Origin of the sequence: Streptomyces narbonensis, assembly GCF_014649015.1 — a bacterium.
Taxonomy (GTDB): Bacteria; Actinomycetota; Actinomycetes; order Streptomycetales; family Streptomycetaceae; genus Streptomyces; species Streptomyces narbonensis.
This window is the reverse complement of sequence record NZ_BMSF01000008.1, coordinates 157,273-173,039: the sequence shown is the minus strand read 5'-3', so window position 1 is coordinate 173,039 and position 15,767 is coordinate 157,273. Positions and strand designations below refer to the sequence as shown.

General features: G+C 71.5%; 18 protein-coding genes. 11 read left to right on the top strand and 7 right to left on the bottom strand.

Translation table 11 applies throughout. The features are described from left to right. Window positions 1–51 precede the first annotated feature (51 nt). The 6 genes from IE124_RS17360 to IE124_RS17335 are packed head-to-tail and all read right to left on the bottom strand — an operon-like array spanning window position 52 to window position 2,455. Window positions 52–267, bottom strand: coding sequence for a hypothetical protein (locus IE124_RS17360; RefSeq protein ID WP_150268079.1), 216 nt, complete (start codon window positions 265–267; stop codon window positions 52–54). Window positions 268–281: 14 nt separating this feature from the next. Next, complete coding sequence (locus IE124_RS17355; RefSeq protein ID WP_150268077.1) at window positions 282–620, bottom strand: RRQRL motif-containing zinc-binding protein; 339 nt, start codon at window positions 618–620, stop codon at window positions 282–284. Beyond that, window positions 620–859 carry a hypothetical protein gene (locus tag IE124_RS17350; protein WP_150268075.1) on the bottom strand — a complete coding sequence of 80 codons (240 nt, stop codon included), beginning with the start codon at window positions 857–859 and terminating at the stop codon, window positions 620–622. Before IE124_RS17350 ends, IE124_RS17355 begins: the two co-directional genes overlap by 1 nt. Then, window positions 856–1,863, bottom strand: coding sequence for a DUF2637 domain-containing protein (locus IE124_RS17345; RefSeq protein ID WP_150268073.1), 1,008 nt, complete (start codon window positions 1,861–1,863; stop codon window positions 856–858). Before IE124_RS17345 ends, IE124_RS17350 begins: the two co-directional genes overlap by 4 nt. Then, entirely contained in the window at window positions 1,860–2,198 is a 339-nt protein-coding gene (locus tag IE124_RS17340) for a hypothetical protein (RefSeq protein ID WP_150268071.1), read from the bottom strand. Before IE124_RS17340 ends, IE124_RS17345 begins: the two co-directional genes overlap by 4 nt. Then, window positions 2,195–2,455 (bottom strand): DUF6284 family protein, encoded by a 261-nt coding sequence (locus tag IE124_RS17335; protein ID WP_189508665.1) that lies wholly within the window; start codon window positions 2,453–2,455, stop codon window positions 2,195–2,197. Before IE124_RS17335 ends, IE124_RS17340 begins: the two co-directional genes overlap by 4 nt. 676 nt (window positions 2,456–3,131) lie before the next feature. Here IE124_RS17335 and IE124_RS17330 point away from each other — a divergent pair. Further along, entirely contained in the window at window positions 3,132–3,938 is an 807-nt protein-coding gene (locus IE124_RS17330) for a sigma-70 family RNA polymerase sigma factor (protein ID WP_150268067.1), read from the top strand. After that, window positions 3,925–4,749, top strand: coding sequence for a protein phosphatase 2C domain-containing protein (locus tag IE124_RS17325; RefSeq protein WP_150268065.1), 825 nt, complete (start codon window positions 3,925–3,927; stop codon window positions 4,747–4,749). The genes IE124_RS17330 and IE124_RS17325 overlap by 14 nt, the downstream gene beginning before the upstream one ends. Window positions 4,750–5,006: 257 nt before the next feature. Here the strand turns inward: IE124_RS17325 and IE124_RS17320 are convergent, their stop codons facing one another. Then, window positions 5,007–5,900: a hypothetical protein gene (locus IE124_RS17320; protein ID WP_189508664.1), complete on the bottom strand. Its 894-nt coding sequence runs from the start codon at window positions 5,898–5,900 to the stop codon at window positions 5,007–5,009. A gap of 113 nt (window positions 5,901–6,013) precedes the next feature. On the opposite strand from IE124_RS17320, the gene IE124_RS17315 reads away from it, so the two are divergent. From IE124_RS17315 to IE124_RS17275, 9 genes are all read left to right on the top strand, one after another. Then, window positions 6,014–6,379 carry a PH domain-containing protein gene (locus IE124_RS17315; protein WP_189508663.1) on the top strand — a complete coding sequence of 122 codons (366 nt, stop codon included), beginning with the start codon at window positions 6,014–6,016 and terminating at the stop codon, window positions 6,377–6,379. A gap of 140 nt (window positions 6,380–6,519) precedes the next feature. Further along, window positions 6,520–7,356 (top strand): BRO family protein, encoded by an 837-nt coding sequence (locus IE124_RS17310; protein ID WP_189508662.1) that lies wholly within the window; start codon window positions 6,520–6,522, stop codon window positions 7,354–7,356. A gap of 261 nt (window positions 7,357–7,617) precedes the next feature. After that, window positions 7,618–8,487: a DUF2797 domain-containing protein gene (locus tag IE124_RS17305; protein WP_189508661.1), complete on the top strand. Its 870-nt coding sequence runs from the start codon at window positions 7,618–7,620 to the stop codon at window positions 8,485–8,487. An 86-nt stretch (window positions 8,488–8,573) separates the two neighbouring features. Then, window positions 8,574–8,909: an antibiotic biosynthesis monooxygenase family protein gene (locus tag IE124_RS17300; RefSeq protein WP_189508660.1), complete on the top strand. Its 336-nt coding sequence runs from the start codon at window positions 8,574–8,576 to the stop codon at window positions 8,907–8,909. Further along, complete coding sequence (locus IE124_RS17295; protein ID WP_189508659.1) at window positions 8,896–9,801, top strand: amidohydrolase family protein; 906 nt, start codon at window positions 8,896–8,898, stop codon at window positions 9,799–9,801. Before IE124_RS17300 ends, IE124_RS17295 begins: the two co-directional genes overlap by 14 nt. A gap of 78 nt (window positions 9,802–9,879) precedes the next feature. Continuing rightward, window positions 9,880–10,623 (top strand): response regulator transcription factor, encoded by a 744-nt coding sequence (locus tag IE124_RS17290; RefSeq protein WP_306432405.1) that lies wholly within the window; start codon window positions 9,880–9,882, stop codon window positions 10,621–10,623. Window positions 10,624–10,628: 5 nt separating this feature from the next. Continuing rightward, window positions 10,629–12,158 (top strand): sensor histidine kinase, encoded by a 1,530-nt coding sequence (locus IE124_RS17285; protein ID WP_189508658.1) that lies wholly within the window; start codon window positions 10,629–10,631, stop codon window positions 12,156–12,158. A 26-nt stretch (window positions 12,159–12,184) separates the two neighbouring features. After that, complete coding sequence (locus IE124_RS17280) at window positions 12,185–13,465, top strand: bifunctional glycosyltransferase family 2/GtrA family protein (protein ID WP_229832524.1); 1,281 nt, start codon at window positions 12,185–12,187, stop codon at window positions 13,463–13,465. Continuing rightward, window positions 13,462–15,654 (top strand): ArnT family glycosyltransferase, encoded by a 2,193-nt coding sequence (locus IE124_RS17275; RefSeq protein ID WP_189508656.1) that lies wholly within the window; start codon window positions 13,462–13,464, stop codon window positions 15,652–15,654. The genes IE124_RS17280 and IE124_RS17275 overlap by 4 nt, the downstream gene beginning before the upstream one ends. Window positions 15,655–15,767 lie beyond the last annotated feature (113 nt).

Sequence of the window (15,767 nt, the reverse complement as noted above, 5' to 3'; positions counted from 1 at the left end):
GGCCCGGCCGAGCTGTGGAGGCTGGGGGCCGGGCCCTGTCAGATGTGCAGGTCAGAGGGTGTTCTTGTCCAGCGAGAAGTACAGGACGGTGGCGCTGGCCATCGACGGGTAGCGGCGAGAGGCGTCCGTGCGGAGCTGCGTGTAGAAGTCGTGGCGGCTCCATCCGGCGAGCGGGCTGAAGGTGCCTGACAACGTGCAGACGTGCCCGCCGTCGTTCTGCAGGGTCAGCACGTACATGTGCGAGCCCTGCCGGCCGTTGTTCTCCATGCGGTTCCTCCAGGTCAGGCAGCGAGCTGGGACGGGTTGTCGGCGCAGGGGACGCACGTGCCGAGCGAGGACGGGATCCGATACCCGGCATCCCGCCCGCACTCGGGGCACATCCGCCGGGCCGCGTTCGCTTTGGCGAGCGCGGCCTGCTTCGCCGGGGTCATCGGCCGGACCGGCAACGCCAGATCGACCCGGTAGAGGAACGCGACGAGAGCGCCGCGCCGGCGGCGGGGGCGTTCGAGCTGGGCGGCGACGTCCTGACCGCCGGGCCGCAGACCGAGCGCGCGGAGCTGCCGGAACGTCGCGTATCCGTCGGGGGCCAGTCGCCACCGGTAGGTGGGCAGGCTGGCCATCAGCCGAGCCGGTGGTAGGACGCGCGGCAGTCTGTGGCGTGCTCGTTCGCCTTGCGGCGGGTGAAGCTGAGGCTGTCCAGCGCGGGCATGTCGGAGCGGTCGCCGCAGCCGTGGCAGTGCCAGCGCGATCCCAGGTATGCCGTGGTGCCGGTGACGTCGACGGCGGCTCCTACCTGGTTGTGCAGGCGGATCAGCAGGTTGGTGGGCTCGGGCGGGTTGGAGATCGGGGAGAGCTTCACTGGGCGGCTCCTTCCAGGGAGCGGGCGGGGTCGTCCTCGCGGAGTTCCTGGTAGCGGGCGGAGACCCAGCCGACCGACCAGCCGCACAGCTCAGCCGCCTGCCTGACCGGCACATTGGCGGCGAACGCGGCGGCCACCGTGCGGCGAGCCGTCTCCTCGTCCTGCTTGGTGTTCACGGGCCCGGTGGCCAGCAGGGCAGCGCGTTCACGCTCGGCCCGTTCAGCCTGCTCACGCTGTTCACGGCGGGCCCGCTCCTCGCGTTCCGCACGCTCCCGGCGGGCACGTTCGGCGGCCTCGTGTTCACGGCGTTCACGCTCCAGCCGCTGCTGTTCACGCTCACGCTCACCGCGTTCACGAGCCTCACGCTCCGCACGCTCAGCCGCCTCACGACGCTCGGACTCGGCCAGCCGGGAACGCTCCTCCCGCTCAGCCTGCTCACGAGCCAATTGGGCCTCATGCTCACGCTGTTCACGCACCATGCGAGCCTCGAACTCCCGCGCCTCCCGCGCCTTGCGCTCCTCCGCCTCGGCACGCTCCCGGGCCGTCTGCTCGCGCTGCAGCCGTTCGGCGCGTTCCCGCTCGGCGGCGGCGTTCAGAGCGGTGGTGATGGCCTGGCGGTAGGCGAGGCCGGTCTCAGCGGTCACGATCAGCAGCAGCGGCGCCACCGAGTGGACCGCCGCCCCCACCAGGTCTTTCTTCAACGCGGAGTCGGCGATGTTCAGGGCCAGGGTCATGGCCCCGGTCATCCACCGCAGAATCACCGGCCACCGGCCCCCGTCCCCGCCCAGGCGGGCCAGGACGGAGTCGAGACGCACGACGATGACCACCGCGGCATCGACGACGAGGGGGAGGATCGGCGCTGTCCACTTCCACCCGTCCGGGGTGTGGGCACGCATCAGCGGGGTCACGGTGAGGACCGAGTACAGCATCGCGCCGCACACGATCATCCATGTGCCCACGCTCAGCGCACGCTCCGCTGAACGGATCTGAACACGACCGTTCACGACGCCCCCAACCCAGCCGCGACCGGCTCCAGCTCGGGAATCGGCGCGAAGCCGACGAGCCGGATACGGGCCCCGGCGAAGGTGCCGTGAACACGCCGGACGGCCGTCGCGCCGTCGCCCTGAACACGGTGCTCGACGTCGGCCGGCGTCATGTTCAGGGCCTCGCGCCAGGTCTCGAACGCGGCGAAGTCGTCGCAGTGGAACGCCAGCTCCAGCCGGTCCGGGAAGATCGTCGACACCTCCAGGCACGGCGCCGGGAGGTGCTGGAACTTCGCCTCCAGGACGAGGAGCGCGGTCAGCGGCACGGACAGGTCCGCGAGCGTCCGGGCGTTCACGCCGCACCGCCCAGGCCGGCCACGCGGTTGGTCAGGTCCCGACGCTCAGCCAGGACCCGGTTACGGGCCCGACGCACCCGGCGGCCGTCCAGCACGGACACCGGCCGATTCAGCAGGGCGATCTCCACGTCGAGCAGGTCAACCTCCGCCACGATCAGCGGCATCTCCAGCTCGATCGCGTCCAGCTCCGCGTCCGACGGCTCACCGTCGAACGACAGCCCCGCACTCGACACGGGGAGTGTGATGATGGACTTCATGGGTCGTGCTCCTTCCAGAGAGGAACGGCCCGAACGAGGTCCCGGAGTAGCCGCTCCGGGGCCTCTCGCCGTTGGGAACCATCCGGCTCCCCTCAACCCCGCCCGTACGGCACCCCGCGAACGGGGCCCGGACGGGCGGAGGAGGCAACCGGCCGCAGCCGCCGAGCGGCTGCGGGGTTGGTCAGATGACGCGGTGGGCGCAGCCACCCCGCCGGTCCAGCGGGAGTGGCGCCCAAGGTTTTCGTCGCTTCACGTCGGCCTCCAGGGGCGGACATGGTGCGTGGCGTAGGTCGCGATCTCTGCCCTTGTCTCACCGCACGTACGGATCACTTGTCCGCCCCACAAGGACGGATTGGGAAAAGGTGCTTGCTGCTCGTGCGGCAGGGCCTGCGGCTTGTCGCAGATGCCTGTCGTTCTGTGTGTCCGCTGTTCAGTTCTCAAAGAGCGGTCGCTTCCATCGAGCCGCTTCACCAGCCCTCCGGGCGTCACGCACCTGGCAAGGGGGGGTTACCACCCGAGCCGTCCGGAGCCCCTCCTGTTAAGGGGGGGTTGCCACAGAGCATGGCGGTGGCTGGCGGTTGATGTCAACCCCCCCTTAACATGGGTCTGAAGAGGTACTCCCCTGAGCCGATACGCGAGGCGGACATTGATCGAGGAAGTTCGACGAGTCTCGGCGATGCAGGACCACGCCCTGCGCGTCAAAGCCGCTGCTGATCTCATGACAGAGCTGCAATCCGCCGTCATTGAGACCTCACGCATGCGCAAAGAGAGCATCGCGTGGCTGAGGAAAAACGGTCACTCCATGGCTGACGTCGCGAAGCTCATGGGGGTGAGCCGAGCCCGTGTCTCTCAGCTTCGGGACTCAGGCCCGCCGCCGGAGCGGGCGTTCCTTGGAACCCAGCACGTGCAGGTGGCTGTCCCGACGCGACCGGGTGAGCGGGAGTACGTGGCGGTGGAAGACAGCTCGACAGGGCAGAAGATGTTGGCTCTGGCCCAAAGCCTCCAGCTCGAAGGGGAGCTCCAGTACATCCCGGTCTCAGGGGAGATCGACCTGAACCGTGATGATCTCGTCGTCGTCTGCGGGCCGAAGTCCTCGGCGGCTGCTGCTGCCGCACTCAGCCAGGACCCTCGGCTTTCGTTCGAGACTCTGCCTGATGGGCGGTGGGCACTTGCCGAGCGGGAGAGCGGCAAGACGTACATGTCGCCGAGCGACGACCCGCAGAAACCGGTGCCGGCCGACGTTGCCTATCTAGGAAGGCTTCCCCGACCGGACGGGCAGGGGACGTTCATCCTGATCGCCGGTGTCCATGCCGTTGGGTCGTTGGGCGTGGCTCACTATCTGACCGAGAACCTTGCCTCCCTCTATGAGCAGGCGGGCACTGAACCGTTCTCCATGGTCGTGGCGTGCGACTACTCCCCTGAAGACAAGTCGGTGAAGGCGAGTCGATCGGCGAGCGGCGTACTGCTTCATGAGGCTGTTTGACGTGCGTGTCGAGGCGTTCAGCAGCAGTTGCCCGGGTCGGGGAAACGAAGACTTCGCGACCTGGGGCGACGGCGTGGCCGTACTTCTGGACGGCGCAGGCATACCCGATGAGCTGCACGCCCCGTGCGTCCATGGCGTCTCATGGTTCGCCGCGACCCTAGGAACGGCGCTACGTTCGGCGGCGAGCGGTAGTGGGCCACTCCCGGATGCCCTGGCCTCAGCGATCGGGGACACGGCAGAGCTGCATCGCGGTACCTGTGCCGTTGATGATCCTCTCTCTCCCTCGGCGACGCTCGCGATGCTTCGGGTACGTGAGGGCGTCGTGGAATGGCTGGTGCTGGGTGACTGCACCGTCGTCGTCGAGCACGGGGGTTCGGTGGAAGCGATCTCAGACGACCGGCTGGCGTTGGTGGCGGGGGAGGAGCGGGCTGCCATGAAAGCCGCGGCGCCGGGGTCCGAGCAGCGGCGCCAGCTCCACGCGCGCCTTGTGCGGGCCGAGCGCGCACTTCGGAATCGACCGGGTGGCTATTGGGTGGCGGCGGCGGCCCCGCAAGCCGCCGGCGCGGCTCTGCACGGCACTTACCCCAGAGGGGATGTGACTCGGGCCGCCCTACTGACGGATGGCGCGGCGCGACTCACGACCACCTTCGCCCTGGCGGACTGGTCGGGGTGCCTCGATATCCTTGAAGAGCAGGGGCCGGAGCGGCTGATCGAGCGGGTGCGTGACGCGGAGCGGGGGGACGCCTCCATGGCCCGCTGGCCGCGCAGCAAGCCGCACGACGACGCCACGGTGGTCTACGTCCGCCCGTAGCGAGTGACATCAGCGGCTGACATCAACAGCCACGTACGTCGGCGGACATCGATGGACCCGGCGGTTTCGGCTTGGTGTCGTAGCCCTCGCGTTCCGCCGCTTTCCCGGCCTGCTTTGCGGGGCAGCACGCGCCTACGGATCAGAAGGTTGCAGGTTCGAATCCTGCCGAGTGCACATAGACAAGAGGCCCGGACGAGAGTCCGGGCCTCTTGCGTTGTGTGTGCGGGTGGTACGGCCGCGGGGGCGGCCGTTGGGGGTCAGCGCTGTTTGGCCGGGTCGGTGCCGTGGAGGGTTGCGGCGGTCGTGGCCTGTTGGAGGTCGCAGGACTGCTGTTCGTCGGCCGGGGCGGACCACAGGGGTATCAGGTCGGACCGCTCGGGCGAGGCGTCCATGCGCAGGTAGTGGCAGACGTTGTCGAGGCGCAGGGCGAGGACGTACGCGCCGTCGGCGGTGGTCCCGCCTGAGAGTGCACTCACCGAGTCGTCCGTGCCGATCACGTGCTCCTCCTTCAGGAAGTCCACGGCGCCCTTCGGGGTGTGGGCGTAGCCCTGGGTCGACCTCGGTCGGTACGGGCGCGTGCCGGTGGGCTGCTGGGTGAGCAGCATGCCCATCTGTGCCGCGAGGCTGCCGGGCAGGCCGTCGGTCCGGGAGGCCGGGCACGTCATGCCGGAATGCTTCACGCTGTACGAGCCGATGCCGAAGGTGTAGCGGTAGCAGCGGACCGGGTAGGCGGCTGCGGCGACCGTCCCTTCGCTCGGGGGCACCAGGCCGAGCATCACGTCCGCCGTGTGGGTCTTGTCGGGGGCCCGGGTCAGGTCGGTGTCGGCGCTCAGCAGTACTCCGCCGTGTTCCTGGACCTGGGCGACGAGCGTGCCCTCGGTGAACTGCCCGCCGTGGGAACCGCGCCCCGAGTAGAAGCCCGTCGTCAGTTCTCCGCGCAGTGCCTCGGCGATCTCGGCTGCCTGGGCGTCGACCGCGGACGTGTCCGGAGCGGTGATCCGCTGGTGGAGCACCGTGCCGCCCACTCCCACGGCGCCGGCCGCCAGCGCGGTCACCGCGAACAGCAGGGCCCGCCGCCCGGCGCCGCGCCTCCGCTCCCTGGCGGGGCCGGACTGCTGGTCGCGTCCTGGTCCGGCAACCGGCGTCGTCATGTCTCTTCCCTCCGGAGATGTGACGCAAGGGTCTCGGCACTTGGGTGTCCCTTGCGTCGAGACGTACGGAGGTCTGATGATCGTCCTTTCTCTTCATCAGTGGGGGTTCGGACATGGCACTCTTCGGTAACGCGCACGCGATCGACCCGGCGCAGGCGCAGCAGGACTACGCGCGGCTGCTCGGGCAGGGGGAGCAGGTGCACGCCGCGTACCTGCTGATCCGCGACACGATCTTCTTCACCGACCGGCGTCTCGTGCTCGTCGACAAGCAGGGCATCACCGGCAAGAAGGTCGAGTACCACTCGATCCCGTACCGCAGCATCACGCACTTCGCCGTCGAGACCGCCGGCACCTTCGACCTCGACGCCGAGCTGAAGATCTGGATCTCGGGCAACGCCGTGCCCGTCCAGAAGACCTTCACCAAGGGCGTCGACATCTACGAAGTCCAGGCGATCCTCACGCAGTTCGTCGCCAGGTAGGGCGCGGCGCAGGACCCGTCAGGGACATGGGGAAGGCTCTCGGGATTCCGGGGGCCTTCCCCTTTTTGGGTGAACCTGTCTGATTTGCATGTCAGTTGAATATGCCCTCGGCCTAGCTTGCGAGGTGGAGGTGATGATCGATGGACGCGATCGACATCGATGACATGGTGTACGTCGCCACCGGGGCGCGTCTGAGACGGCTGACCGCCCCGGACGGGACGCACTGGTTCCCGGTCGTGGACGTGGCGAAGCGGCTCGGATACCCCGGGACACGGGAGGCGCTGCGGACCGTGGTCCTTCCCGGGTGGTGCCTCGCGGGGGCGGGGGAGCTCGCCGGGAGCGCCGCGATACTCGCCCTCAGCGGCGTCCGGGCCTCGGCGCGCATGGTGAACGTCCCCGGGCTCGTCCAGCTCGTGGCCGCCTGCCGCAGGCCCGAGGCCGGGCCGTTCCGGGCGTGGGTCGCGGAGGTCGTGGCGGCGGTCCAGCGGGACGGCGGCTACGGGCTCGAACCCTCTCCGGTCCACACCGGGTTCCTCCTGCCACCGGAGCTCCTCGACGAGCTCGTACGGCTGGAGGGCGAGTTCGACGAGCAGGCCGCCATGCACGCCGCCTACGAGGAGGACGCCGACCGCGCGGAGCTGCTCCGCGAGACACGCGAGAACCTCGCGAGGGCCGCCGACTCCCTCGCGCGTCTCGCGGTGCCCCGGCAGCGCACCGGCGCCGCCGTCGCCGCGCTCACCCCGCAGCAGCTCGTGGAGTCCTGGGCCATCACCGGCGACACCCGCACCGTCGCCTGCTGCCTCGCGCCCGCGCTCGTGCGGGGCGGGGTCCGCTACCGGCCCCAGGACGTCACCCTCCGCACCGGTCTGTCCGGCGAGCGCGTCAGCGCGTGCGTCCGGATCCTCCTGGAGCGCGGCTGCATGCGTGAGGTGGGGTCTCCGGATCCCGACGGCGCTCGGATCTACGTTCTGCCTTGAGGGGCGGGAAGGGAGAGCGGGAAGGGCGAGTGGGAAGGGCGAGTGGGAAGGGTGAATGGGCCGGGGGCGGGCGGGTGTGCGTTGCGCTGGGTGGGCCGGGTCCGGGCGGTGCGCGTTGGGGCGGCGTGCGCTGGGTGTGCCGGGGTCCGGGCGGCGTGCGTTGAGTGGGCGGGGGGCCCGGGCGGCGTGCGTTGAGGGTGTGGGTCCCGGGCCTCCGTGGCGGAGACTGGACTCCACAGCGGGGTAGGGAGGCGTGGGTCGGTGGAGTGGTGGTGTCGGGGGCTCGGCTGGGCCGGTGGTGTGCCCGGGCTGCGGTGGCGCGGCGGCCGGGTGAGCACCCTCGCGTACGGGCAGCAGCTCGGCTTCCGGGCCGTCGGCGTGCGGCGCTGCCCCGGCGCCCGGAGCAACCCCTGCCCCCTGGAGGCCGTGGTGTCCGGGCGGGCCACCGGGGGCCGGTGCCCCGAGTGCGCGCGGCTCGACCGGGCGCACTCGGTCGCGGCCGACACCCTCCTCGACGATCCGCAGCCGTACCGCGTCTACCTGGCCTGGTTCGGGCCCGGCATGACCAAGGTCGGGATCACCGCCGAGGCTCGTGGCGAGGCCCGGCTCCTGGAGCAGGGGGCCGTCGCCTTCAGCTGGCTGGGGCGCGGGCCCCTCATGGCCGCGCGCCGGACCGAGGAGGTGCTGCGGCAGGCGCTCGGCGTGCCCGACCGGATCGCGTACGAGCGTAAGCGGGCCGTACGGCACGTCCTGCCGGCCGTCGAGGAGCGGGCCCGGGAGGTCGGCGAGCTGCACCGGCGCGCGCGGGCGGTCGGGGGGTGGACGGAGACCCTGGAGCCGCTGGACTTCGTCTTCCGCGACCATGCCGGGGCCTTCCGTCTCGACGGGCTGCCGCCGCTCGGCGGCACGGTCACCGAGCTCGTCGACGGCGGTGTCGTCACCGGGCGGCTGCTCGCCGCCGCCGGGCCCGATCTGCACCTGTTCACCCCCGATGGGCGCTGCGTCGCCCTCGACACCCGGCTCATGGGGGGCTGGGCGCTCCAGGGGGCGGGGGAGGACGACGGGTTCTCCGTTCCCGTGACGCCGATGCCGGCGGCGGAGCCGGAGAGCGCCCAGGGAGAGCTCTTCTGACCCTTCGTGCGGCCCTTCGTAAAGTTCTGGATCCCTTTGACCGGCGACCGTGGACATCCCGGCCCGGTCCCGGCGAGGGTGATCACATGACTCCGAAGCTGGTGGCGGGCCTGGAACCGCCTTATTACAACGTCGTGTTCACCTCCCTCCGCCCCGAGGACCTCGAGGACTACGCCGAGACCTCGGACCGTATGGAGGAGCTCGTCGCAAAGATCCCCGGGTACCTCGGCTCCGATTCCGCCCGCAACCCCGGCGGTATCGGCATCACCGTCGCGTACTTCCGCGACCTGGAGGCCATCGACGCCTGGCGGCTCAACTCCGAGCACCGGGAAGCAAAGGCGCGCGGGCGGGAGGAGTGGTACGACAGCTACAGCATCCACATCGCCAAGGTCGAGCGGAGCTACAGCTTTGAGCGGGAGTAGCGCGAGCAGCGAGAGTGACATCCCGGGTTTGATCAGGCGGCTCGGGGTCCCGGGGCTCGTCGATGTGCACACGCACTTCATGCCGCAGAACGTCCTCGACAAGGTGTGGGCCTACTTCGACTCCGCCGGCCCCCTGACGGGCCTGGAGTGGCCCATCACCTACCGCGAGGAGGAGGACCGCCGGCTCGCGATCCTCCGCGGCTTCGGAGCGGTCGCCTTCACCGCGATGCTCTACCCGCACAAGCCCGGCATGGCCGCCTGGCTGAACGCCTGGGCCGCCGACTTCGCCGCCCGCACCCCCGACTGCCTCCACACCGCGACCTTCTTTCCCGAGCCGGGCGCAGACACCTACGTCCGCGAGGCGCTCGGCGCCGGAGCCCGGGTCTTCAAGGTCCACCTCCAGGTCGGCGGTTTCGACCCGACGGACCCGCTGCTCGACTCGGTGTGGGGAACGCTCGCCGACAGCGGTACGCCCGCCGTCGTCCACTGCGGCTCAGGGCCCACCCCGGGGAAGTTCACGGGGCCCGGACCCATGGGGCGGCTGCTCGCCCGCCACCCACGGCTTCGGGTGATCGTCGCGCACATGGGGATGCCCGAGTACGGCGACTTCCTGACCCTGGCCGAGCGGTACGAGGGCGTGTGCCTCGATACGACCATGGCCTTCACCGACTTCAGCGAGCGGCTCGCGCCCTTCCCGACGGCGGAGCTCGGTCGGCTCGCCGACCTCGGAGACCGGATCCTCCTCGGCTCCGACTTCCCGAACATCCCCTACCCGTACGCCCACCAGCTCCACGCCCTCGAACGTCTCGGGCTCGGGGACGACTGGCTGCGGCGGGTCCTGTACGAGAACGGGGCCGCGCTGTTTCACGTGAAACCGTCCCCCTCCCCCTGAGGTCCTTCGAGGAGCTTTCTCAGGGAATTCACAGGTAAGGGAAAGAGGGCTCTCAGCGGCGGCGGCGAGCGTGGGCGCATGACCGTCACCACACGCCGCCCCGGCACCCGCGCCGACATGCTCCGTGCCGACGGCACCGCCGTCCGCGTCCTCGTCGTCGACGACGAGGCCTCGCTCGCCGAGCTCCTCTCCATGGCCCTCCGCTATGAGGGCTGGCAGGTGCGGAGCGCCGGCGACGGCGCCACGGCCCTGCGCTCCGTACGCGAGTTCCGGCCCGACGCCGTGATCCTCGACGTGATGCTCCCCGACGCCGACGGGCTCAGCCTGCTGGGCTCGATCCGGCGCGAGCTGCCGGACGTGCCGGTCCTCTTCCTGACCGCGAAGGACGCCGTCGAAGACCGGATCGCCGGTCTCACCGCCGGCGGCGACGACTACGTCACCAAGCCGTTCAGCCTGGAGGAGGTCGTCGCCCGGCTGCGCGGCCTGATCCGCCGGTCCGGCGCGGCGCAGGCGCGCAGCGAGTCGCTGCTCGTCGTCGGGGACCTGACCCTCGACGAGGACAGCCATGAGGTCACCCGGGGCGGGGACTCGATCCACCTCACCGCGACCGAGTTCGAGCTGCTGCGCTACCTCATGCGCAACCCCCGTCGGGTGCTCAGCAAAGCGCAGATCCTCGACCGCGTCTGGTCGTACGACTTCGGCGGACAGGCCAACGTCGTCGAGCTCTACATCTCCTATCTGCGCCGGAAGATCGACGCGGGCCGTGCCCCGATGATCCACACCCGGCGCGGGGCCGGGTACCTCATCAAGCCGGGGGAGTAGCCCCCGTGCACGGGCGAGGCCGGCGGCCGTGGTCGCTGCGCACCCGGCTGGTCGTCTCGGCGGTCGCGCTGATCGCGGTCGTCGCGGCGGTGATCGGGACGGTGACGACGATCGCCTTCCGCTCGTACCTGTACGACCAGGCCGACGAGCAGGTGAGGGACGTGTCCAAGCGGGCCGCCGGGCCGCCGGCCGACATGCCCCTCGGACCCGACCCCGTCCCGGGGAATGACCAGCTGGCGTTCGTCCTGCGCGGTGGCACCCCGGTCGGCACGCTCGGCGCGGAGCTGGTGGGCGGGGAGATCGTCTCGGCCAAGTACTCGGCGGAGGAGAGGACCGAGGACGGCGGTCTCGAAGGGCCGGAGTCCCAGGACCTCGACGCGGCCCAGCGGGCCGTCCTGGCCGCCGTCCCCCGCGACAGCGAGCCGCACACCGTCGACCTGCCCGGCGGCCTCGGCTCCTACCGGGTCGTCTACGCGGAGGGCGGCCGGGGCACGTTCCTCATCGGCCTCCCGCTCACCGAGGTCGAGGACGCGCTCTCCACGCTCGTCCTCGTCGAGCTGAGCGTCACCGGCGCCGGGCTCGTCGCGGCCTCGATCGCCGGGGCCGTGCTGGTCCGGGTGGCGCTGCGGCCGCTGCGGCGGGTCGCCGCCACTGCCGGGCAGGTCGCCCAGCTCCCGCTGCACAGTGGCGAGGTGGCGCTCCATCAGCGCGTCCCGGAGACGGAGGCCGATCCACGGACCGAGGTCGGCCAGGTCGGCGCGGCCATCAACCGGATGCTCGACCATGTCCACTCGGCCCTCGACGCCCGCCAGCAGAGCGAGACCCGCGTCCGGCAGTTCGTCGCCGACGCCAGCCACGAGCTGCGCACCCCGCTCGCCTCGATCCGGGGATACGCGGAGCTGACCCGGCGTGGCCGGGAGGAGTGCGGGCCCGACACCCGGCACGCGCTCGGCCGGATCGAATCCGAGGCGACCCGGATGACGGGTCTCGTGGAGGACCTCCTGCTCCTCGCGCGGCTCGACGCCGGACGCCCGCTCTCGTACGAGAGCACCGACGTCGTCCCGCTCGTCGTGGACGCCGTGAGCGATGCCCGCGCCGCGGGGCCGGAGCATCACTGGCGCCTCGAACTGCCCGCGGTTGCCGAGGCCGTGACCGTACGGGCCGACGGCGCCCGGCTCCAGCAGGTGCTCGTCAACCTCCTCGCCAACGCCCGTACCCACACCCCGCCCGGGACCAAGGTCACCGCCAGGGTCCGGACAGAGTCCGACACGGTCGTCGTCGACGTCGAGGACGACGGGCCCGGCATCCCGGCCGAGCTCCTGCCCGCCGTCTTCGAGCGGTTCGCGCGCGGCGACGCCTCCCGTTCCCGGAACGCCGGATCCACCGGCCTCGGGCTCGCCATCGTCCGGGCCGTCGTGGTCGCGCACGGCGGCGACGTGATCGTCGAGAGCGCCTCCGGCCGGACCGTCTTCACCGTCCGGCTGCCGCACGCGGCCCACTCACAGGCAGGGCACAGGCTCATCACACAGCCGTGACAGCGGCACCGGCGAGTGTCGTCGGCATGCGAACCCCAACGATCGAGGGCCCCGCGTCCCGGACTCCCGGCGCCCTTCCCGCCCGGGAGCACCTGCCGGTGAGCGTCGCCGGAAGGCCCGTCCTGGACGTCGTGATTCCCGTCTACAACGAGGAGAAGGACCTGGAGCCGTGCGTCCGCCGGCTCCACGAACACCTTCTCCGGACCTTCCCGTACGGCTTCCGCATCACGGTCGCCGACAACGCCTCCACCGACACGACGCCCGCCGTCGCCGCGGCCCTCGCCGCCGAGGTGCCCGAGGTGCGCTCCGTACGGCTGGAGCAGAAGGGCCGCGGGCGGGCGCTGCGCACGGTCTGGTCGGGCTCGGAGGCACCCGTCCTCGCCTACATGGACGTCGACCTGTCGACCGACCTGAACGCGCTGCTCCCCCTCGTCGCACCGCTCATCTCGGGCCACTCGGACCTGGCGATCGGCTCCCGTCTCGCCCGCTCCTCGCGGGTGGTGCGCGGGCCGAAGCGGGAGTTCATCTCGCGGGCGTACAACCTGATCCTGCGCGGCTCGCTCGCCGCCCGCTTCTCCGACGCCCAGTGCGGCTTCAAGGCGATACGGCGGGACGTCGCCGAGCGGCTGCTCCCCATGGTCGAGGACACCGGCTGGTTCTTCGACACCGAGATGCTGGTCCTCGCCGAGCGGGCCGGGCTCCGCATCCACGAGGTGCCGGTCGACTGGGTCGACGACCCCGACTCGACCGTGCACATCGTGAGGACGGCGACCGACGACCTGAAGGGTGTCCTGCGGGTCGGCCGGGCGCTCGCGACCGGTTCGCTGCCGCTCGACCGGCTCGCCCGGCCCTTCGGCGACGACCCCCGGGACCGCGAGCTCAGCGGGGTGCCCGGCGGGCTCGCGCGCCAGCTGGTCGGCTTCTGCGTGGTCGGCGTCCTGTCCACGCTCTTCTACCTCGCCCTGTACTCGGCCTTCCGGCTCGGCCTCGGCCCGCAGTTCGCCAACGCCGCCGCCCTGCTCGTCTCGGCCGTCGCCAACACGGCGGCGAACCGACGCCTCACCTTCGGCGTACGGGGCCGGGACCGGGCCGTCCGCCACCAGGCGCAGGGGCTCGTGGTCTTCGCCATCGGCCTGGCCCTGACGAGCGGTTCGCTCGCCGCCCTGGGCGCGGCGACCGGTGATCCGGCGCACTCCACGGAGCTCGCCGTCCTGATCGTCGCCAACCTCGCCGCGACCGTCCTGCGCTTCCTCCTCTTCCGGCTCTGGGTCTTCCCGGACCGCGCCTCAGCAAGGAACGAACGATGACCACCCTGTCGACCGCCGTCCACGCGGCGCCCCGCACCGGCCGGCTCACCCGGCTCCGGCGCGGGCGTCCCGAGGACGCCCCCTGGGTCCGGCCCGCCTTCCTCGGCCTGCTCGCCGTGACCACCGCGCTCTACCTCTGGAACCTGAGCGCCTCCGGCTACGCCAACTCCTTCTACTCCGCCGCCGTCCAGGCGGGCGGCGAGAGCTGGAAGGCCTTCTTCTTCGGCTCCCTCGACGCGGCCAACGCCATCACCGTGGACAAGCCCCCGGCCGCCCTCTGGCCGATGGCACTCTCCGTCCGCCTCTTCGGGCTCGGCTCCTGGCAGATCCTCGTGCCCGAGGTGCTGATGGGCGTGGCCACGGTCGCCGTGCTCTACGCGGCCGTCCGGCGCCGGTTCGGCGCGGGCGCCGGCCTGATCGCGGGCGCGGTCCTCGCACTGACGCCCGTCGCCGCGCTGATGTTCCGCTTCAACAACCCGGACGCGCTGCTCGCGCTGCTCATGACGGTCGCGGTGTACTGCGTGCTGCGCGCCCTGGAGCAGGACGAGGGCGCGGCGAAGTGGCTGGTGTGGGCGGGAGTCGCCCTCGGCTTCGCGTTCCTCGCGAAGACCCTCCAGGCCTTCCTGATCCTGCCGCCGCTCGCGCTCGTGTACGTGGCCTGCGCGCCCGGCGGGTTCGGGAAGCGGCTCGGCCGGATCGCCCTCGGCGGGCTCGCGATGATCGTGTCCGCGGGCTGGTGGGTGGCCCTGGTCGAGCTGTGGCCGGCGGCCTCCCGCCCGTACGTCGGGGGCTCGCAGACCAACAGCTTCCTGGAGCTGACCTTCGGCTACAACGGCCTCGGCCGGATCAACGGCAACGAGACCGGCAGCGTCGGCGGAGGCGGAGGCGGAGGCCGCGGCGGTCAGGGCGGCGGCTGGGGCGAGACCGGCATCGGCCGGATGTTCAACGACGCGGTCGGCGGTCAGATCTCCTGGCTGCTCCCGGCCGCACTGGTCCTGCTCGTCGCGGGGCTCGTCGTCACCTGGCGGGCGCCCCGGACGGACACGGCCCGCTCGGCGTTCCTGGCGTGGGGCGGTTCGCTGCTGATCACGCTCGCCGTCTTCAGCTTCATGGCCGGCATCTTCCACGAGTACTACACGGTGGCCCTGGCCCCGTACCTCGCGGCGCTCGTCGGCATGGGTGCGGCGGTGCTCTGGGAGGAGCGCACGCGGTGGTTCGCCTCGGCGGCCCTCGCGGTGACGGTGGTGGTGACGGCCTGGTGGGGCTGGACGCTCCTGGGCCGGACGCCGGACTGGCTGCCGTGGCTGCGCTGGGCGGTCCTGGTGGCGGGCGCGGTGGCCGCGCTCGGGCTGCTGTTCGCGGGGCGGACCGATCGGCGGCTCGGTCTCGCGGTGGCGGGCCTCGGCCTGGTCGCGGGACTCGCGGGACCGTTCGCGTACACCCTGGAGACGCTGGGCTCGGGGCACCAGGGCTCGATCGTGACGGCGGGCCCGTCGGGCGGCGCGATGGGCGGACGGGGCGGCGGCCCGGGCGGCCCCGGCGGTGGCCGGATGTTCGAGATGGGGGCGCTGCCACCGGGCGCCCAGGGCCAGGGTCAGAACCAAGCCCAGGGCCAGGGCCAGATGCCCGGCGGTCAAGGCGGCGGCCAGGGCGGTCAGATGCCCGGCGGTACCGGCGCCGGCACCCCGCCCCAGGGCATGCCCCAGGGAATGCCCCAGGGAATGCCGCAAGGAATGCCGCAAGGAACGCCCCAGGGCACGACCCGCGGCGAAGGCGGCCCTGGTGGCGGCCCCGGCGGTGGCGGCATGGGCGGTCTCCTCAACGGCGCCAGCGTCGGTGCGGAGGCGAAGGCCGCGCTCCTCGCGGACGCCGGCGGCTACACCTGGGTCGCCGCAACCGTCGGCGCCCAGAACGCCGCCAGCTACCAACTCGCGACCGAGGAGCCCGTGATGGCGATCGGCGGCTTCAACGGCAGCGACCCGTCCCCGACCCTCGACCAGTTCAAGCAGTACGTCGCCGAGGGGAAGATCCACTACTTCATCGGAGGCCAGGAGTCCTCGTCGGGCGAGGGCGGCGGTCGCATGGGCGGCGGCCCGGGCGGCGGCAACTCGGAGATCTCCACCTGGGTCTCGGAGACCTTCGAGAAGGTCACGATCGGCGGCGCCACCTTCTACGACCTGACGACCTGACGACCGACCTGACGACCCGAGACCCGACCGAGTCGCAGTAATCGCTATACGCCGTACAAGGATCCTTGTACGGTGTACGAGAACAGTCCCGTACACCGTACAAGGAGTCCTGC